This is a genomic window from Vibrio sp. 10N.261.52.C2, assembly GCF_041471425.1.
GTDB classification, from domain to species: Bacteria; Pseudomonadota; Gammaproteobacteria; order Enterobacterales; family Vibrionaceae; genus Vibrio; species Vibrio crassostreae_C.
Genome location: NZ_JBFROH010000027.1, coordinates 14,234 through 34,188, shown reverse-complemented (window position 1 = coordinate 34,188; position 19,955 = coordinate 14,234). Strand labels below are relative to the sequence as shown.

19 protein-coding genes are annotated in these 19,955 nt (G+C 44.7%); 13 read left to right on the top strand and 6 right to left on the bottom strand.

What is annotated here, in order from left to right:
- Positions 1–26: 26 nt before the first annotated feature.
- On the bottom strand, positions 27–215 hold the full coding sequence (locus AB4307_RS11040; RefSeq protein WP_010434105.1) for a DUF2065 domain-containing protein: 189 nt from the start codon (positions 213–215) through the stop codon (positions 27–29).
- 172 nt (positions 216–387) lie between these two features.
- On the opposite strand from AB4307_RS11040, the gene AB4307_RS11035 reads away from it, so the two are divergent.
- Both AB4307_RS11035 and motX read left to right on the top strand, forming a co-directional pair.
- Positions 388–1,704, top strand: a complete 1,317-nt coding sequence (locus tag AB4307_RS11035) for an adenylosuccinate synthase (RefSeq protein WP_010434108.1) — start codon at positions 388–390, stop codon at positions 1,702–1,704.
- A gap of 299 nt (positions 1,705–2,003) precedes the next feature.
- Positions 2,004–2,639 (top strand): flagellar protein MotX, encoded by a 636-nt coding sequence (motX, locus tag AB4307_RS11030; protein WP_017063177.1) that lies wholly within the window; start codon positions 2,004–2,006, stop codon positions 2,637–2,639.
- 143 nt (positions 2,640–2,782) lie between these two features.
- Here the strand turns inward: motX and AB4307_RS11025 are convergent, their stop codons facing one another.
- Positions 2,783–4,192 carry an amidohydrolase gene (locus AB4307_RS11025; protein ID WP_372131895.1) on the bottom strand — a complete coding sequence of 470 codons (1,410 nt, stop codon included), beginning with the start codon at positions 4,190–4,192 and terminating at the stop codon, positions 2,783–2,785.
- 247 nt (positions 4,193–4,439) lie between these two features.
- On the opposite strand from AB4307_RS11025, the gene rnr reads away from it, so the two are divergent.
- The 5 genes from rnr to rplI all read left to right on the top strand — a co-directional run bounded on the left by rnr (position 4,440) and on the right by rplI (position 9,367).
- Positions 4,440–6,941: a ribonuclease R gene (gene rnr / locus AB4307_RS11020; RefSeq protein ID WP_017063179.1), complete on the top strand. Its 2,502-nt coding sequence runs from the start codon at positions 4,440–4,442 to the stop codon at positions 6,939–6,941.
- A gap of 187 nt (positions 6,942–7,128) precedes the next feature.
- A complete protein-coding gene (gene rlmB / locus AB4307_RS11015) occupies positions 7,129–7,869 on the top strand; it encodes a 23S rRNA (guanosine(2251)-2'-O)-methyltransferase RlmB (protein WP_017063180.1) in 741 nt (246 codons plus the stop codon).
- Positions 7,870–8,146: 277 nt separating this feature from the next.
- Positions 8,147–8,536: a 30S ribosomal protein S6 gene (gene rpsF / locus AB4307_RS11010; protein ID WP_004741278.1), complete on the top strand. Its 390-nt coding sequence runs from the start codon at positions 8,147–8,149 to the stop codon at positions 8,534–8,536.
- 112 nt (positions 8,537–8,648) lie between these two features.
- Entirely contained in the window at positions 8,649–8,876 is a 228-nt protein-coding gene (gene rpsR, locus AB4307_RS11005) for a 30S ribosomal protein S18 (RefSeq protein ID WP_000090472.1), read from the top strand.
- 38 nt (positions 8,877–8,914) lie between these two features.
- Positions 8,915–9,367: a 50S ribosomal protein L9 gene (gene rplI, locus AB4307_RS11000; RefSeq protein WP_010434182.1), complete on the top strand. Its 453-nt coding sequence runs from the start codon at positions 8,915–8,917 to the stop codon at positions 9,365–9,367.
- Positions 9,368–9,547: 180 nt separating this feature from the next.
- Here the strand turns inward: rplI and AB4307_RS10995 are convergent, their stop codons facing one another.
- Positions 9,548–10,441 (bottom strand): DUF481 domain-containing protein, encoded by an 894-nt coding sequence (locus AB4307_RS10995; RefSeq protein WP_372131893.1) that lies wholly within the window; start codon positions 10,439–10,441, stop codon positions 9,548–9,550.
- Between the two features lie 176 nt (positions 10,442–10,617).
- On the opposite strand from AB4307_RS10995, the gene AB4307_RS10990 reads away from it, so the two are divergent.
- Genes AB4307_RS10990 through AB4307_RS10980 form a run of 3 tightly spaced genes read left to right on the top strand, consistent with a single transcriptional unit; the run spans position 10,618 to position 14,330 of the window.
- Positions 10,618–12,009, top strand: a complete 1,392-nt coding sequence (locus tag AB4307_RS10990; protein ID WP_016767560.1) for a replicative DNA helicase — start codon at positions 10,618–10,620, stop codon at positions 12,007–12,009.
- A gap of 6 nt (positions 12,010–12,015) precedes the next feature.
- Positions 12,016–13,101, top strand: coding sequence for an alanine racemase (alr, locus tag AB4307_RS10985; protein WP_017065624.1), 1,086 nt, complete (start codon positions 12,016–12,018; stop codon positions 13,099–13,101).
- Positions 13,102–13,124: 23 nt separating this feature from the next.
- Entirely contained in the window at positions 13,125–14,330 is a 1,206-nt protein-coding gene (locus tag AB4307_RS10980; RefSeq protein WP_372131897.1) for a BamA/TamA family outer membrane protein, read from the top strand.
- Between the two features lie 117 nt (positions 14,331–14,447).
- Here the strand turns inward: AB4307_RS10980 and AB4307_RS10975 are convergent, their stop codons facing one another.
- On the bottom strand, positions 14,448–14,867 hold the full coding sequence (locus AB4307_RS10975) for a secondary thiamine-phosphate synthase enzyme YjbQ (RefSeq protein WP_372131891.1): 420 nt from the start codon (positions 14,865–14,867) through the stop codon (positions 14,448–14,450).
- A 326-nt stretch (positions 14,868–15,193) separates the two neighbouring features.
- On the opposite strand from AB4307_RS10975, the gene pgi reads away from it, so the two are divergent.
- Positions 15,194–16,846, top strand: a complete 1,653-nt coding sequence (pgi, locus tag AB4307_RS10970; protein WP_017071572.1) for a glucose-6-phosphate isomerase — start codon at positions 15,194–15,196, stop codon at positions 16,844–16,846.
- 153 nt (positions 16,847–16,999) lie between these two features.
- Here pgi and AB4307_RS10965 read toward each other — a convergent pair whose 3' ends face one another.
- Together AB4307_RS10965 and zur are read right to left on the bottom strand one after the other, a co-directional pair.
- On the bottom strand, positions 17,000–17,461 hold the full coding sequence (locus AB4307_RS10965; protein WP_017059940.1) for a chemotaxis protein CheX: 462 nt from the start codon (positions 17,459–17,461) through the stop codon (positions 17,000–17,002).
- A gap of 17 nt (positions 17,462–17,478) precedes the next feature.
- Positions 17,479–17,937, bottom strand: a complete 459-nt coding sequence (zur, locus tag AB4307_RS10960) for a zinc uptake transcriptional repressor Zur (protein ID WP_010434215.1) — start codon at positions 17,935–17,937, stop codon at positions 17,479–17,481.
- Between the two features lie 433 nt (positions 17,938–18,370).
- On the opposite strand from zur, the gene AB4307_RS10955 reads away from it, so the two are divergent.
- Entirely contained in the window at positions 18,371–18,580 is a 210-nt protein-coding gene (locus AB4307_RS10955) for a hypothetical protein (RefSeq protein ID WP_017059942.1), read from the top strand.
- Positions 18,581–18,604: 24 nt separating this feature from the next.
- Positions 18,605–19,759 (top strand): hypothetical protein, encoded by a 1,155-nt coding sequence (locus tag AB4307_RS10950; RefSeq protein WP_372131889.1) that lies wholly within the window; start codon positions 18,605–18,607, stop codon positions 19,757–19,759.
- Positions 19,760–19,955 lie beyond the last annotated feature (196 nt).

The window sequence follows — 19,955 nt, the reverse complement described above, 5'->3', positions numbered from 1 at the left end:
TTTACTTTAATTGGTATTATAGAAACCTAGCGGTAGGTCATGAAAGCGATAACCGCTCCAGCCACCACAAGACAGCCTCCAATGCGGCGCAGTTGCGTGTCTGGTTGCTCGCTCAGTTGCGCGACCATGTTTCTCCAGCCATTGGGTGCAATCAAGGGGCCGAGCCCTTCCACAATAAGTACGAGCCCAATAGCGAGCCAAATTGATTGAGACATGGTTCTGCCTTTTGTCTGTAAAAAAGCAATGATATCAGTATCTTTACACATCTGCCCCCAGTTATGGCTGGTTTATTTTTGTACAGCGTTAACGTTTATGAACAAAAAGTGACTGCAAGAAGTGTGATTCAGTGCTAGAATCCATTTTTAATTAGCAACAGAAATTGGAAAGATGGGAAATAACGTAGTCGTTCTAGGCACCCAATGGGGTGATGAAGGTAAAGGTAAAATCGTTGACCTTTTAACTGAAGATGCAAAATACGTGGTTCGCTACCAAGGCGGTCACAATGCAGGTCACACACTTGTAATTGACGGTGAAAAAACCGTTCTTCACTTAATTCCATCAGGCATCCTACGTAATAACGTTAAATGTGTTATTGGTAACGGTGTAGTATTATCGCCTGACGCACTTCTAAAAGAAATGAAGCCTCTTGAAGATCGCGGTATTCCAGTACGTGAACGTCTTTTCATCTCTGAAGCTTGTCCTCTAATTCTTCCGTACCACATTGCAATCGACAACGCGCGTGAAATCGCTCGTGGCGCTAAAGCTATCGGTACAACGGGTCGTGGTATCGGTCCTGCTTACGAAGATAAAGTTGCTCGTCGCGGTCTACGCGTTGGCGACCTTTTCGATAAAGAAGCATTTGCTGAGAAGCTAAAAGAAGTGATGGAATTCCACAACTTCCAACTAGAGCACTTCTACAAAGCTGAAACAGTAAGCTACGAAGAAGTTCTTGAGCAAGCGATGAGCTACGCAGATATGTTAACTGCGATGGTTATCGACGTAACTGACGAACTAGACGCAGCACGTAAGCGCGGCGACAAGATCATGTTCGAAGGTGCTCAAGGTACGCTACTAGATATCGACCACGGTACTTACCCATACGTAACGTCTTCTAACACGACTGCTGGTGGTGTTGCTGCAGGTTCTGGTTTCGGTCCTCGTCACATCGGTTACATCCTTGGTATTACTAAGGCTTACTGTACTCGTGTTGGTTCAGGTCCATTCCCTACTGAGCTATACGATGGCCTTGAGAAGCAAGACCCAGTTGGTAAACACCTAGGCGATGTTGGTCACGAGTTTGGCGCAACAACTGGTCGTCTACGTCGTACTGGTTGGTTCGATGCTGTTGCTATGCGTCGTGCAATCCAAATCAACTCTCTATCTGGTATGTGTCTAACTAAACTAGACGTTCTAGATGGCCTAGAAGAACTAAAAATCTGTACTGGTTACAAGATGAAAGATGGTTCTATCCTAGAAGTTTCTCCAATGGCTGCTGAGTCATTCGAAGAAGCGACGCCAATCTACGAAACAATGCCTGGTTGGTCTGAAAACACATTTGGTGCTAAATCTATCGACGCGCTTCCACAAGCTGCTCTAGATTACATCAAGCGTATCGAAGACCTAACTGGCGTTCCAATTGATATCGTATCAACTGGCCCAGATCGTAACGAAACTATCATCAAGGTTCACCCATACGGCGCTTAATGCCCGCTTGAGTGATTACCAGGCACGAACAGTGCTTTGATAATAAAATAGTTTTCTAAAAGCCGACTTTATTAAGTCGGCTTTTTAATACCTGCAATTTAGCCGTTCACTCTTTGATGGTGATCTTTTAAGCGTCATCAGGCAAAATATTGCCCATTAGCGGCAAGTTTTGTCTAAAGCCGTCGGGGTTATTGCCGATACAGATATCATGGAAAGTGAAGTTCACCCTGTTTTGTGCGTGTAGAAATCCTCTGCATTCCTCAATAGATAACTTTAGCGACAGATAATAGAGTGCAGGTATGAAGCTACGAATTGTGGCAGCTTCATTAATAATGGCGCTGAGCTCACCCTTGAGTCATGCTAATTTGGCTGATGTGGGAGAGCCCGTTCCAATATATACAGAAGCTGAACTGATTAATTTAATCGAAAATAATCAACATCTAGAGCGAGTGAAAGCTGATAAGTGCCAGTTAGTTGAAGATATCGTTGCTCGTGCAACGCGTATTAGCTTGCCTTCTTATGAGTTTTTATACGGTGATATGTTGGCTTGGGGTGTGTGTGTTCCACAAGATGTAGAGCTTGGCCTTTACTATATGGAGAACGCGGCACATCAAGGTTTACCCGCTGCATTAGAGCAGTTAGGTCGTTATTACTCTCGTGGTACTTTGGTACAACAAGATCAAGAGCGTGCGATTCCGTATCTACGTGAAGCAGCCTCGATGGGTAACTTAAGTGCGAGCATTCACTTAGCGGAACTCTTGTTACGTGACTACGGTAGCCCATTGGATTATGAAGATGCTTACCGTTGGTTGTATAACTCGGTAACCGCAGATCAAAGACAACACAGACGTATCACTGTGCTTCGTAGCGGTCTGGAACAGAGAATGCCAGACAATATTATTGCTCGAGCAAAACGTCGAGACGTATTCTGGTAAGACAGATTATTGAATGAGCAATGATGATTAATGACTGCACTCGTTAATCATCTAAAAAACTCGTATTAAAAAGGCCTCGCTGAGATTCATCAGCGAGGCCTTTTTTGATCTGAACGGAAAACCGTTTATCTAATTCGGTAGCGTTATTGAACCACCTCACCAGACTCAATCACCGTTTCACGAACAACCTTGGTGAAATCGAGTGCTTCTTGACGAATCTTATCTTCGTCTACCGTTAGCATGTCGCGATCTTGCATGATGATCTTGCCATCAACGATGGAGTGACGAACATTGCCTGAGTTAGCTGAGTACACCAGTGCTGAGTATGGGTTGTAGACTGGAACCATGTTTGGCGCCTTAGTATCGATCACTATGATGTCAGCCAGTTTGCCTGCTTCAAGAGAGCCGATCTTATCTTCCATGTGCAGCGCTTTTGCTGCACCCATTGTCGCCATGTCGATCACTTTGATCGGCGGCATCGCAGCACGATCTTTGTTAACTAGCTTGTGAACTTTAGCGACTTGGTTGAACTCATCAATGGTGCTCAGTGTGTTACCAGACATTGGGCCATCAGTACCTAAACCGATACGCACGTTTTCGTCATACATCTTAAGCGCAGGTGATACGCCTTTTGCTGACTTGATGTTAGCACTCATGTTATGAGCCACGCCCATATCCGATTTCTTCACCAGTTCGATATCATGATCGTCAACAAGGATCATGTGTGCACCCACCAAGTTCTTGTTGAGTGCGCCAATGCTGTCCATGTATTGAACCGGGGACAATCCATCAGAACGCTCTGCGATTTTCTCTTCTTCACGGTGTGATTCTGCAAGGTGAATCATTACTGGAACATCTAATTCTAGGGATAGTTTAGATATTTTCTGAAGGATCTCTGTGGTGTTGGTGTAAGGCGCATGCGGGGCAAACGCTGGTGTGATGCGTGGGTGATCTTTGTATTCTTCAATGAAGTTCAACGCGTACTTAATGCCTTCTTCTGCGTTGGCAGCGTCGGCGACTGGGAACTTAATCACCGTTTCACCTAGGATGGCACGCATACCGATCTTATCGACGGTTTTTGCGACTTCATCTTCGAAGTAGTACATGTCGGCGTAAGTTGTCACACCGCCTTTCACCATTTCAACGTTACCTATGTTCGCACCAATGCGTACCATGTCTCGCGATACTAGCTTCTTCTCTAGCGGAAAGATGTAACGGTGCAGGCGATCTGGCACATCATCGGCTAACGAACGGAAAACTGTCATTGATACATGAGTATGGGTATTGATGAGACCTGGCATAACGATATCGCCATCAACGTCTAACACTTGCTTAGCTTGGTACTGCTTCTCTAGTGAAGCATCACCAACCGCAATGATTTTGTTGTCTTTGACGACAACAGTACCGCTTTCATAAACCGTTTTGTCTTGGTTCATGGTTAGAACCATCGCATCGGTAATCATCAGGTCAGCCTTTTCCATTGCCGAACTTGCGAATGGGAACAGCGCTAGGCTCGCCATAGCTGAAGCCAATAAAGTGCGTTTTAGTTTCATATCATACCCAGAACAGGAGTTGGTAAAGTGCGTGGATAATAGTGTATTTCATTCATGGCGCAAACGTTTGTTTTATCGTTTGCTTGAAATTTTGATGATAATCCACGTCTATGAAGCGATGTTTCACAAAGTGAAGATATGTATCAATCTGAGGTTATTTGAGTGTTTTCTAAAGCATATCTGTAGCTTACCCCTAGCATCAGATATACTAGGGGTATATACCTTCCTTGCTTAAGCAGGCCCGCCTATGTCAAAAAACACACCAACGTCAGAAAATACGACAGCGACAACCACTGTTGATCCTTTTGCCGACCGAGAGTCGAAAAATTACGATAACCCAGTACCAAGCCGAGAGTTCATTATTTCGTTTCTAACAGACGCGAATATTCCGATGAACCGCAACGATCTATTCGAAGCTTTGGGTCTTGCTGGAGAGGAACAATATGAAGGGCTGCGTCGTCGTTTGCGTGCAATGGAGCGTGATGGACAGCTTATCTTTACTCGTCGTCAGTGCTACGCATTGCCTGAGAAGATGGAACTGATCAAAGGCTATGTGATTGGTCATAAAGACGGTCATGGTTGGGTTCGCCCAGACGGCAGTGTGGGTAAAGACAATGATATCGTGCTGCCGCATCATCAGATGAAAACCATCATGCACGGTGATTACGTATTGGTTCAGCCTACTGACAACAGTAAGCGTGGCCGTCGTGAAGGTCGTTTGGTTCGTGTGCTTGAAGAGCGTAAAACGCCACTTGTTGGTCGCTTCTTCCTAGAGTACGGCCATTCTTACGTTGTTGCTGATGATTCGCGTATTAGTCACGACATCCAGATCCCTACTGAGCATAAAGGCGGTGCTCGAATGGGTAATGTGGTTGTGATTGAAATTACGGATCGCGGTGGTCGTTCTCGTAACATGATGGGGAAAGTAACCGAAGTTCTTGGTGAAAACATGGCGCCGGGTATGGAAACGCAGATTGCGATCCGTACTCACCAGATCCCACAAGAGTGGCCTGAAGCGGTAGATAAGCAAATCGAAAACCTAGGTGAGCATGTTCCTGAAGAAGCAAAAGAAGGACGTGTAGACCTGCGTAAACTGCCATTGGTTACCATTGATGGTGAAGATGCGCGTGACTTCGATGATGCGGTTTACTGTGAAGCGAAGAAAGGCGGCGGCTGGCGTCTATGGGTAGCGATTGCTGACGTAAGTTACTACGTTCGCCCAGATACAGCGCTAGACAAAGAAGCGATTAACCGTGGTAACTCGGTATACTTCCCGTCACAAGTCGTGCCAATGCTGCCAGAAGTGCTTTCAAATGGTTTGTGTTCATTGAACCCTCAGGTAGACCGTTTATGTATGGTGTGTGAGATGACTATCTCAGACAAAGGTAAACTGTCAGGCTACAAGCACTACGAAGCGGTAATGAATTCTCATGCTCGTCTTACTTATAACAAAGTAGGCGCGATCTTAGATGGCAATGAAGAATTACGTGAGCGTTACGAACCTGAAGTACCACATCTTGAAGAGCTTCATAAGATGTATAAGGTGCTTAAGAAAACGCGTGACGAACGTGGTGCGATTGAATTTGAAACGGTAGAAACTAAGTTTATCTTCAATGCGGATCGTAAGATCGACCGTATTGAACCGGTAATTCGTAACGATGCACACAAGATCATCGAAGAGTGTATGATTCTGGCGAACATCGCATCGGCATCTTACGTAGAGAAAGCGAAAGAGCCTGCTCTGTACCGTGTTCACGAAACTCCGGGCGAAGAGCGCTTAATGGGCTTCAAGAGCTTTTTAAGTGAATTAGGTTTAACACTGGAAGGTGGTCTGTCGCCATCACCAGTAGACTATGCACAACTGATGCAACAGATTAATGAACGTGAAGATCGTGAATTAATCCAAACTATGCTGCTACGCTCAATGAAGCAAGCGGTATACAACGCGGATAACGCGGGTCACTTTGGTTTAGCTCTTAAACGCTATGCTCACTTTACCTCGCCAATTCGTCGTTACCCAGATTTGCTATTGCACCGTGCGATTAAGTACCTTATTGCGAAAGAAGAAGGTCGTAACAGCGAACGTTGGACGCCAACTGGTGGTTACCACTACACTTTCGATGATATGGACTTCTACGGCGAGCAGTGTTCAATGACTGAACGTCGTGCTGATGACGCAACGCGTGAAGTAAACGACTGGTTGAAGTGTGAATACATGCAAGACCATGTCGGTGAGGTGATGGATGGTGTGATTGCCAACGTGACTGGTTTTGGCTTCTTTGTTCGTCTAACTGAACTGCACATTGATGGCTTGGTACACATCTCAGCGCTAGCGAATGATTACTACCAATTTGATGCTGTTGGTCAGCGTCTAGTGGGTGAAAGCTCAGGTAATATCTACCGCTTGGGTGATTCGGTTAAAGTGAAGGTTTCTGCGGTTAATTTAGAAACTCGCCAAATCGACTTTGACTTAGAAGACACTGATCGTCAGCCGCGTGGCAAAGGCAAAACAGCCAAGAAGCGTGCAGCAGAAGCGATGAAAAAGGCGAAAAGCAAGAAGCGCTCAGCAGTGAAGAGTAATAAGCCAGGTGTATCAGCGAAGCCTATGGTTGAGCCAACTAAGCGACCTGACGGAAGCAGCGAAGGCCCTGCTAAGAAGAAAAAGCCAGCGAATAAAACCGGTGCTGCTAAAGCTCGCGCTAAGAAAAAGCGTGCTGCAAGCCGTAAGCCAAAGGCTGATAACTCTTAAGACTGATAAATCTTAAGGCTAATAAGGCGCTCTGCTAATTAGGTTTAGCGCCTACTGATTTAGTGTGAAATGACTTTAATGCGAGAGTATCAGGCACAAGACGCATACTCTCGAAATGAACAACACAGAGGTGGACACATCGGCATTGATGTCATTCATCTCTGAGCAATAAGAGTAAGTTGAGACAATGAGTAACGAATTTATTTACGGTATTCACGCGGTGAAAGCCGTACTAGAAAAAGATCCTGCACGTTTTATCGAAGCGTATGTATTGAAAGGTCGCCAAGACGAGCGTCTTCTTCCATTACTGAACCAACTGCAACAGTTTGGTGTGTCGATTCAACAGATGGGTCGTAAGCCGTTGGATGAAAAAGCACAAGGTGCGAATCACCAAGGTCTTATTGCTAAGGTGAAGCCTGCTAAGCAGCTTAATGAAACTCACCTAGACGATATCCTAGCGCAGCACGAACAGCCTTTGCTGTTAGTTCTAGACGGCGTAACAGACCCTCATAACCTAGGCGCTTGTCTACGTAACGCGGATGCCGCAGGTGTCGCTGCTGTTATCGTACCTAAAGATCGCTCTTCGCCGTTAACAGCAACGGTAAGCAAGGTTGCATGTGGCGCAGCTGAAACGGTTCCTCTCGTGCGCGTAACCAACCTAGCTCGCACAATGCGTGCACTGCAAGAGCAGGGCGTATGGTTTGTGGGTACGGCAGGTGAAGCAACGCATGATATCTATCAAGCGAAGCTAACGGGTCCTCTTGCGGTAGTTATGGGTGCAGAAGGTGACGGTATGCGTCGTTTAACTCGTGAAACTTGCGATGATCTGATTAAGATTCCAATGGCAGGTAGCGTATCGAGCTTAAATGTTTCTGTGGCGTCGGGTATTTGCCTGTTCGAAGCGGTAAGACAGCGTTTAGCTCAGTAATGCGTTAACGCTGCTTTAAGTCTATGAATTTATTAGCGCTCACCACTTGCTGGTGGGCGTTTCTTTTTAGGCTGTTATAGCAAAATCCATCGGTTTGTCGGATGGCTAGATGGCGACAGAAAAACTGTTTCATTATTCACCAAATAGCGCTTGCCAATACCGGGTTCTTTCTATAACATTTGCCGTCCTTAAAACTCGGTCATTTATCTTTAGTTCCTTGCTTCCTCTGGACGACCGGGCCACTCGTGGAAGCTAATAATCCGTAAGGAGCAACCAAATGCGTCATTACGAAATCGTATTCATGGTTCACCCTGATCAAAGCGAGCAAGTTGCTGGCATGATCGAGCGTTACACTGGTTCTATCACTGAAGCTGGCGGTACTATCCACCGTCTAGAAGACTGGGGTCGTCGTCAAATGGCTTACCCAATCAACAAGCTTCACAAAGCTCACTACGTTCTTATGAACGTTGAAGCTGGTCAAGAAGTGATTGACGAGCTAGAAACTGCTTTCCGTTTCAACGATGCAGTTCTACGTAACATGATCATGCGCACTAAAGGCGCTGTGACTGAGCAATCTATTATGCTTAAGCAAAAAGAAGAGCGTGCAGAGCGTGCTCCTCGTCGCGAAGAGCGTACAGAAGCTAAACCAGAAGCAGCTGCTGAGTAATTCTTTTTTGGCTTAACGCCTTAAAAAATTCTCAACTTGTTTTAGGTCATTGATAGTTATTTCGATAATTGTGAAAGACCGCTTTACTAAATTTAAGATCAGGAGATAGCCCATGGCTCGTTTCTTCCGTCGTCGTAAATTCTGCCGTTTCACTGCAGAAGGCGTACAAGAGATTGACTACAAAGACGTAGCAACTCTTAAAAACTACATCACTGAAGCTGGTAAAATCGTACCTAGCCGTATCACTGGTACAAGCGCTAAGTACCAGCGTCAACTAGCTCGCGCTATCAAGCGTTCTCGTTACCTAGCTCTACTACCGTACACTGACAAGCATCAGTAATCGGTAATAGTTAATAATAGTTTAAGAGGACTAAGATAATGCAAGTTATTCTACTTGATAAGATCGGTAACCTAGGTGGCCTTGGCGACCAAGTAAACGTTAAATCTGGTTACGCTCGTAACTTCCTTATCCCACAGGGTAAAGCAGTTATGGCAACTAAAGACAACGTTGCTATGTTCGAAACTCGTCGTGCTGAACTAGAAGCTAAAGTTGCTGAGCAACTAGCTGCTGCTGAAGCTCGTGCAGAGAGCGTTAACACTCTAGAAGGCGTTACAATCGCTTCTAAAGCTGGTGACGAAGGTAAACTATTCGGTTCTATCGGTACTCGTGACATCGCTGACGCTATTACAGCGGCAGGTGTTGCAGTAGCTAAGAGCGAAGTACGCCTACCTGAAGGCGCTCTACGTAACATCGGCGAATTCGAAGTAAGCATCCAACTTCACTCTGAAGTTTTTGCTACTGCGAAAATCGCTATCGTTGCAGCTGAGTAATTTCAGTACCAAGACGAATTCTTTCTTTTGAAAGTTTTAAACACCAGCTTCGGCTGGTGTTTTTTTATGTCTGGAATATAGGAAAGTACAAGGAAGGGCTACAGTAGGTAAAAAGCTTACGGTGATCCATAAGCTGTTATTGCTGAACAAGTTGTTCTCAAGGTTAGAGGTGGCCTAAGATTAGAACTGGAAGAGCAAGTTGATCGATAGAACAGAGTCTTGTTTGCTTAAGCCTTCAGGCACTTTATCGTGGTACTGGCGAGAGTGAGCGATCTTCAGCGCGATATTGTCAGTAATATCGTTGATGGCTTCTAACTCAGTATCAAACTTTAGGTTACTGTGACCAGAGACAAGCGTCACGTCTGCCTTGAGCTGCAAATTCTTCAACACCTGCCATGACGTATTCACGTTGCCACGGAAAATTGCCTCTTCAACAATCTCTGGGAAGATGATGTCATCATCATCAATCTCATCAAGGTTCGGTTCTTGGTAACGAAAACCTGGTCCCACTTCGACTTCCAACACAAACTCTTCGGTATTCGAAAACTGGTAACCCAGACCACTCGAAATTGTGTAGTCCTTAAAGTAAGCACTGTATCTCGAGTCGACTCCTTTGAAACTGCCGTAAAGGTAGGTTTTAGGGCTTAACTTGTAGTCACTCTGAGCTGAGTAAGTCGATTGCCTTTTATCTTCTTCGCCATCTTTGTAGAGGTTGTAGTATTTCCATTCACCACTGGTTCTATGACGGCCAGCCGTGTACTCACCGTTAAGGCGTGCGTTAAGCGCTCGTGAATCAGAGTTACCAGTATGCGACTGATATCCAAATTCGACTTCCGTTTTTAGCGGGCTCGGTAGTTCTGTATCACTTGTATCACTTGTATCACTCGGTGCGATATCCATATCTTTTTCTTCAGGTGTCGGTGCAACGACGATCGGCTCAGAAGTAGGTTCTGAAACTACTATAGAGTCGAGGATTGCATCAACAGAGTCTTTAGCATCATCAGCTAAGGCCATCGGAGCGCTCAGGAGACCAGTGCTTAGAAGACCAGTGCTCAGAGCCAATAATTTGGACACGCATACCTCTAGTTATACAGTGAGTGAATGGCAGGATCGTAATGCTACCCTTGGTTAATTCCGTCAGCAATAGGTAAATTCTTCCTGAAGAATAAAACAAACTCATAGGATCGGATTACAAACGGATGTTCTTGGGTATAATGAACGATCATTATTAGTTATTGAGTGTAGTCATAGTGGATACCAAAAGTCAGAAATCAGCCAACGATCAGGTGGACGCCATCAAGGTCCCGCCACATTCATTAGAAGCTGAGCAATCTGTTATTGGCGGTTTGTTATTAGATAACGAACGCTGGGATACAGTTGCCGAAAAGGTTGTGGCCAAAGACTTTTATAGCCGTCCTCACCGTCTGATCTTTGAAGCGGTAAAGGATATCCTTGAAGAAAGTTCTCCTCTGGATCTTATTACACTCTCTGAACATTTAGAGCTGCGTGAGCAACTTGAAGAAGTGGGTGGCTTTGCTTACCTTGCTGACTTAGCGAAAAACACACCAAGTGCCGCAAACATCAATGCGTATGCGGATATCGTAGCGCAACGTGCACTTGTTCGTAGCCTGATTGGTGTCGCGAATGAGATTGCTGATTCTGGTTATGACCCTCAAGGTCGTACATCGGAAGAGCTGGTTGATCTTGCTGAAAGTAAAGTCTTCGCGATTGCCGAAGGCCGTGCAAGTGAAAACGAAGGTCCACAAAACGTTGATAGCATTCTAGAGAAGACGCTAGAACGTATCGAGATCCTATACAAAACGCCGCAAGATGGTGTGACAGGTGTCGATACTGGCTTCAACGACCTCAACAAGAAAACAGCAGGTCTACAAGGCTCTGACTTAATTATTGTTGCTGCTCGTCCATCGATGGGTAAAACCACATTTGCGATGAACTTGTGTGAAAACGCGGCGATGAAGCAAGACAAACCGGTTTTAATCTTCTCGCTAGAGATGCCAGCCGAACAGCTGATGATGCGTATGCTTGCGTCACTTTCTCGCGTAGACCAAACCAAGATTCGTACTGGTCAGCTAGATGATGAAGATTGGGCTCGTATCTCGTCGAGTATGGGTATTCTTATGGATAAGAAGAATATGTATATCGATGACAGCTCGGGTCTAACGCCAACAGAAGTGCGTTCTCGTGCTCGACGTATCGCTCGTGAACACGATGGTATCTCTATGATCATGATAGATTACCTTCAATTAATGCGTGTACCTTCGTTATCTGATAACCGTACTCTTGAAATCGCCGAGATTTCTCGCTCATTGAAAGCGTTAGCAAAAGAGCTCAACGTTCCGGTTGTGGCACTTTCTCAGCTTAACCGTTCCCTAGAGCAACGTGCTGATAAGCGCCCAGTAAACTCGGATTTGCGTGAATCAGGTTCGATTGAGCAAGATGCCGATTTGATCATGTTCATCTATCGTGATGAGGTTTATAACCCAGATAGTTCCTTGAAAGGCATTGCTGAGATCATCCTTGGTAAGCAACGTAACGGTCCGATCGGTTCTGTTCGTCTTACGTTCCAAGGCCAACACTCCCGATTTGATAACTATGCAGGCCCTGCATTTGATGATGAGTAATCGCTAATGACTTACATGAAAGCGGCGACGGCGAGCATTGACTTAAACGCGCTCGAACATAACCTGAACCAGATAAAGTCGAAGGCTCCTCAGTGCAAGGTCATGTCTGTTGTGAAAGCCAATGGCTACGGACACGGCTTACTGCATATAGCGAAGCATTCAAAAAGCTCTGATGCTTTTGGTGTGGCGCGTATTGAAGAAGCGTTACAACTTCGTGCTGGTGGCATTGTTAAACCTATTTTGTTGCTGGAAGGATTTTACTCTTCGGGCGATTTGCCAATCTTGGTGACCAATAACATTCAAACGGTGGTGCATTGTGAAGAGCAATTAAGCGCGCTAGAGAATGCGGATTTGGAAACACCCGTTGTGGTATGGCTAAAAGTCGACAGTGGTATGCACCGATTAGGTGTTCGCCCTGAGCAATACCAAAACTTTGTTGAGCGTTTGCATCAATGTGCGAATGTTGCCAAACCTCTACGTTACATGAGCCACTTCGGTTGTGCTGATGAACTGGATAGAGCAACCACCGTTGAACAGACAGAGCTTTTCTTGTCGCTTACTGAAGGTTGTGAAGGGGAGCGTTCACTTGCTGCCTCTGCGGGTTTACTCGCTTGGCCAGACAGCCACCTTGATTGGGTTCGTCCGGGAATCATATCTTACGGTGTCTCTCCGTTTGTTGATAAATCAGCGCAAGAGCTTGGATTTTTGCCTGTGATGACCCTGACCTCACACCTAATTGCCGTTCGCGATGTGAAAGCCGGTGAAAGTGTGGGTTATGGCGGAAACTGGACCAGTGAACGTGATACCAAGGTTGGTGTTATCGCGATTGGTTACGGTGATGGTTATCCTCGTACTGCACCTAACGGTACTCCAGTGTTCGTTAACGGTCGAAAAGTACCGATCGCAGGACGTGTATCAATGGACATGCTAACGGTTGATCTAGGCCCTGATGCGGCAGATAAAGTCGGCGATGAAGCGACTCTGTGGGGTAAAGACTTACCTTCAGAAGAAGTGGCGGAACATATTGGCACTATCGCTTACGAGTTGGTCACTAAACTGACTTCGCGTGTTGCGATGGAGTATGTGAAGTAATCATGGATCTTATAAAGTAAATGATGTTCAAGCGAACGACTCGACACTTAGTGATGTCAGTGATGGCGCTACTTGGTGTCAGCTTTTCTTCCTCTGCTTTGAGTGAAGAAAAAGATTCAGCCTTTGTCCCTTTCTACTTCAGCACCGAAACCATGGGTAACACCTTTGGGGTTGCGGGTGTCGCAAAGGGGGTTTGGCAACCTCAAGCCGCTCTGTTTGGTATGGCACTTTATTCAGATAAAGATAGCTACGTCGGTTTCTTATCAGCCTTTAATTTTGCATTGTCTGAGAGCGTACTGTTCAGCACTCAGATGTATCAAGCTCGCTTCAACGACAACCCGTATTACATTGGCTCTCAAGGCGATAATGATTCATCCATTGATGACAAAACCATTGCCGATGGCTTAGAAGAAAACTATCAGTTTGAGTTTAAGTACCTGCTGCCTTGGGGCAATGTTGCAGAATATGGCTTGTTAGGGGCATTTCAACCGATCAAAGACGTGAGCCTTGCTTCGCCCGTTGAGTCGGGTGTCAGCTCGATTGTCTTTACACCTTTTTATATTTCCCGAGAGTTAGAAGGCTTAAACAATTCTGAAGAGGCGACGGGCTTTAGTTTGGCGTTTGATTGGGATAACCGTGATAGCACACGTAACCCAACCAAGGGCTCTCATACTAACTTAGAATTCACCACCGGAGCAGAAAGCTGGTCTAATGATGACTTGTGGCTCAAGTGGACCTTCCAAAACAGCCAGTATTTTGCTTTAGGTCCGTTAGGGGACTTATTCGATCAACAAGTCGTGGCATTTGATTTCTATACGGCTGATACGCCCACTTGGGATAACTGCTCAGGTCAAGACTGCGCTCGTCCACCAGAAACGGAGCAAGCTCGATTGGGTGGTTTGTATCGCTTACGAGGCTACACCGGAGGTCGCTATCATGGACGCTCGGCGGTGCATTACTCTGCAGAATACCGTGTACTTCCAGATTGGCAGCCACTGGGTGATATCCCACTGATTAACTACTACGATTTGCCTTGGTGGCAATGGGTGGCGTTTGCTGAAGTTGGGCGCGTTGCTGATGAGTATGACATCAAAACACTTCATACCGACATGAAATGGAGCTTAGGCGGCGCGGTTCGTTTCCAAGTGGAAGGTATTGTGGTTCGTGCGGAATTAGCGCGAGGCGGTGATGAAGGGACCTTTCGGGTTATGATAAACCAGCCTTTCTAAAGCATTTGGCCCACAGTAGGCCAAGCGCTGTATTTATAAGAGTGGTCGTGGAAATGCACCACTCTTTTTTATTAAGAAGGCATTGTTTTTATTATGAAGATCTTGCTTTTAAGCAGTCTACTCTCCCTGAATCGTAGCAACTACAGTGCGGCTACCACCATAGTCTCGGTGCTCTCCTAAGTAAATGCCCTGCCATGTTCCTAAAGCTAAACGACCATTGCTAATTGGTATTGTCACACTGGTGCCAAGTGTCGATGCTTTAATGTGGGCAGGCATGTCATCATCACCTTCATAGGTGTGTCTGTAGTAGGGCGCTCGCTCTGGGACAAACTTATTGAAGTGCGACTCCATATCGTTACGGACGGTAGGATCTGCGTTCTCATTTAGTGTGAGGCTGGCAGAGGTATGTTGGATAAAAAGATGTAATAAACCAACAGATAGAGAATTGATATCGTGTATCTGTTGTTCAATTTCATCAGTAATGAGATGAAATCCACGCTTTCGTGCATTTAGGTGTATAGTCTTCTGAATCCACATACGCCATCCTTTATAATGTATTTGGAAAAAAAGTGGTTTAACGCTATCTTTTGAACTTGAATTTATCAGGTATCGCTCACATTTAATTATGTTAGAGCTAGAGTCTGTACCGATTCTTCTGTCAGGAAATCTAATCCTGATTTATCTCAAGGTACAGCTCTTCATATGCGGCATAATACGTCGTGAAAAAAAATTACAAAGAATCTTTCAGTGGTGACGCGGTTTGGTCATCACAGAAAAATATAAACTTTCGCCTAATCGGGGGTTCTATTCATCACCCAGGTGACGTTTAGAATAAAACCTACAGTAACATCGGGATAGATACCATGTTGAAAAATATCAACCCAACGCAAACACAAGCGTGGAAAGCTCTAACGGCACATTTTGAGTCTGCTCAAGATATGGATATGAAAGAGCTGTTTGCTCAAGATGCAAAGCGTTTCGAGAGCTTTTCTACTCGTTTCGGTTCTGACATCTTAGTGGATTACTCTAAGAACCTTATCGATGCTGAAACTATGCAGCACCTATTTGCTCTTGCGAACGAGACTGAAGTTAAGTCTGCAATCGAAGCAATGTTCGGTGGTGATGCAATCAACAAGACTGAAGGTCGTTCAGTACTTCACACTGCTCTACGTAACCGTAGCGACAAGCCAGTAATGGTTGACGGCAAAGACGTAATGCCAGCAGTTAACGCTGTACTAGCAAAAATGGAACTGTTCACACACCGCATCGTTTCTGGTGAGTGGAAAGGTTACACAGGTAAAGAGATCACTGATGTTGTAAACATCGGTATCGGCGGTTCGGATCTTGGTCCATACATGGTGACTGAAGCACTAACGCCATACAAAACTCGCCTAAACATGCACTTCGTTTCTAACGTAGATGGCACTCACATCGTTGAGACACTTAAGCCTCTTAACCCAGAAACAACGCTATTCTTAGTGGCATCTAAAACATTCACGACTCAAGAAACAATGACTAACGCGCACTCTGCACGTGATTGGTTCTTGGCTGAAGCGGGTGACAACGCACACGTAGCTAAACACTTCGCAGCACTATCAACTAACGCAACTGCGGTCGCTGAGTTTGGTATTGATACTGACAACATGTTCGAATTCTGGGACTGGGTTGGTGGTCGTTACTCACTATGGTCTGCAATCGGTCTTTCTATCTCACTATCTGTTGGCTTCGATAACTTCGTTGAGCTACTAGAAGGTGCTCACGAGATGGATAACCACTTTGCTTCAACTGAGTTTGAAAGCAACATTCCAGTAATCCTTGCGCTTATCGGTATTTGGTATAACAACTTCCACGGCGCTGAGTCAGAAGCAATTCTACCTTACGACCAGTACATGCACCGTTTTGCAGCTTACTTCCAGCAAGGCAACATGGAATCAAACGGTAAGTTTGTAGACCGTGACGGCAATCCAGTAGAATACCAAACTGGTCCTATCATCTGGGGTGAACCAGGTACAAACGGTCAGCACGCTTTCTACCAACTGATTCACCAAGGCACTAAGCTGATCCCATCAGACTTTATTGCTCCTGCTATCAGCCACAACCCAGCATCTGATCACCACCAGAAGCTAATGTCTAACTTCTTTGCTCAAACTGAAGCGCTTGCTTTCGGTAAGACAAAAGAGACAGTGGAAGCTGAATTCCTAGCGGCTGGCAAAACAGCTGAAGAAGTGGCTGAGCTTGTACCTTTCAAAGTATTTGAAGGTAACCGTCCAACGAACTCTATTCTTGTTAAGCAAATCAACCCTCGCTCTTTAGGTAACCTAATCGCGATGTACGAGCACAAGATCTTCGTTCAAGGCGTTATCTGGAACATCTTCAGCTTCGACCAATGGGGTGTAGAACTTGGTAAGCAACTAGCAAACCAAATTCTTCCAGAGCTTGCTGACGATGCTCAAGTAACGTCTCACGACAGCTCAACTAACGGTCTAATCAACGCATTTAAAGCGCTTAAAGCTTAATTGAGTTGATAGCACCAAAAAAACGCCAACCTTCGGGTTGGCGCTTTTGTATCTGTATAGCAAGCATTGGTTAAATCGCAGGTAATAAAAAAGGCTGGCATGATGCCAACCTTCTTTGAGTTGATACTCAGTACTGCTAGAAATAAACAGCTGTTATTCGAAACAGATCTCGATGAAAGCATTACCCCATTGAGATGAGAAAGGCATGATGATGATTGCCCCATCACACTTGTGACGAATCGTATGACCTTTACCGGAAACCACGATTGGTGTTGCCATATCGAAGTCAAAACCGCTTTCCGCAAGAATACGTTTCGCACCGCCAGTCACCATGTTGGTGATTTCACCGACCATATCAGTGACTTCTTCGTTCAAGCCGTTTGGGCGTTCACCTAGCATGTTTTCCATGATTTCAAGAGCGAGACCTTCATCGAAGGTGATCGACATTGAACCACGAGATTGTGTACCCACCATGCCAATTAGGCCGGATACATCACCACGAGCGATCTCATCTTTCTTAACTCTTGGTTTTTGTGGCTTTAATTCTAGAGAAGCCATCGTTTTTAATACGTTCATCAAAGAAGCTAAAAACGGGTTTACAAATTCAGCGCGCATAATGTTCTTCTATAATCTTATTCTTTCATATCGGAGGAGCAAGTTTGGCAAATGCCATGCGATTCAATGACTTGATTTGTCAATTGGAAACCGTGCTTCTCAGCGTTACTAGCGAGTAGAGTAACAAGCGCATCGTCTTGCAGTTCTACCACTGTGCCACATTTATCGCAGATCAGTAGTTGAGAGAAATGTTTATGGGCATTGCAAGAACAGCAGCATATAAAGCTATTGGTTGACTCAACTCGGTGAATGAAACCTTGTTCCAGCAAGAAATCCAAAGCGCGATAAACAGTAGGTGGCTTGGCTTGCGGTTCACTGACTTTCAACTGCTCTAATAATTCATAAGCACTGGAGGCTTTTTTATTAGAGAAAATGAGCTCAAACACTCGCTTTCTTTGAGGTGTTAATCTAACGCCTCGCGATGCGCATATCCCTTCAACTTGCTCTATTAATGTGTGGTCCAAATTTTTCACCATTCAATCGGACATCCCTAATCAAACCTTATTTCTAGGTTACTACGTTTTGGGAGCCAATGATTTCTATTAAAGTCAGGTACAGAGCGTATTGTGACCCACGACTTTGAATAAGACAAGGTAACTCAAAATGACAGTGTGACTCAAGGCATAACTGATTAATGAGGTTGAATTAGAGATCTGGTGAATGGGTTTATAAAAAAGTATGAGGTAAAGTTGATATGACATCTTCATTTGAGTTCAATTTAGCTCAATTAATTTTTCTTACAATAATGTGCTGTTTTAAATCACATTTCTTATCGCATATTGTTCCTTATTCGCTAAAGTCGATGCCTAATATAGACTAGAAGAAGACTATTGACCCCTCCTGTCAACATGAGCTTGTCATGGTGTATTGGAGTTTTAGTCTTTAATTTCAAATTCTTGGAGTTAAGCTGTGGAGCAAGTAAACAAAGAATCATTTCTGAAACTGTTGTCCATCTATAATCAAAGAGAAAAACGTTATCAACAACGTTTGGATGACTTTAAGGCCATGAGGGATAAGCTTGAAGAAGTGGAAGAACCAAGAGTTAAAAAAAATGAGCTATACATCAAACTGGCTATAGCCGCAGCTATTATTTTAGTCATCGCCTTTATCTTTATTTAAGTCGTCAAATTGGAAGGGAATAAAATGAAAAAGCATTTTGACGCTTTGGCTAAAGCTTCATTAGAAAGTAGTCATCTTAACCTTGGTGAATGGTATGAAAGCTATGGTTTAGCACTGCACTTATTCAAGTCTGATAGCAAAATTTACACAAAGGCGATGAAAAAGCGAGACGGTCATAAAAAGCACATTGCAAAATATATTGAACCTAAGTTACTCACCACGGAAGGAGTAACTGAGGAGTTTAAAAAAATAATGCGTTGGAAGACCTTTGTTGAACGATGGGACGCATATTACGAACCTATTGCAAAGCCTCAAGATCGCGTGCATCACTTGTCTGCAGTATTGGAGGCTTTGTCCGATGAAGATGTTCCACGAGCTTTAATCGAAATCGATAATTTGCCGGTTGACTACTTGATCAACGATACTTTTTGGGGCGAGGTCATTCTCTTTATCGTTGCCGCAAGATCAGGAGATCAAGAGCAGGCCCGATCAATAACGCAAGGACTGTACAACATGGCGCAGAGCGATCACAACACAGCGTTACTTAGCCATTTGTTACCAGCTTTATGTAAGAAATATTTAGATGAAGAGTATTATCCATGGCAAATGAAGGCTCGTGTAGTGAACTGGAATGGAGAAACTTATCATTGTGTTCCGGTATTAATACACAACTTTGATGCTTTTGGTGGTCAAGAGTACATAAACCATACTCCTGTCAGACAACGTGCTCGCGTTGAAAGAAAACATAGCGTGGATTACGTGTATTCTACAGACCGTTATGGAAACCGAGGTCAAAGCATCGCGAGTGCGACTGCTAATGTTGGAATCGCCGTAGCGAGTGCGACAGGTAAAGTTATCGGCCATACTTTGCTTTTGGGCGCCGCAGGGGCGATATATCTAGCGTTAGCCGGTAAGATTCGAGTAAATCACTGCAATAATTCCAATCATAAGATAGTCTTAAATCGTAAGACCGAGATGCCTGTCAATTCGTGTGGTTATATCGTGACTAAACAGAACAGTACTATTGAACCATGGCAGGATGAAGAGGGGAGCGAAAGCATAGACAATAGCTTTTCGTTTTTGAACTTCACAGATGGTTTGGCTTATCCATGTCGAAAGGGGTATGACATCCCAGATGAACAAGGGCTTATTCAATTATTATTTGATGAAATAATGTAATCATGATTTGTATTTATGAGTTTTTGAGCCTTTGCTTTCAATCAAATTGAACCATTAAATACGTCCACTCCAACAACATATCAACAATCGAAATCAATGGTTGGAGTCATCATATATTAGCACTTTGCGGTCTCCGTGCTTGGAGGCCGACTTTGTCGTGCTCAGCGTGTGAAACCCAGTTATGTCACATATAAGC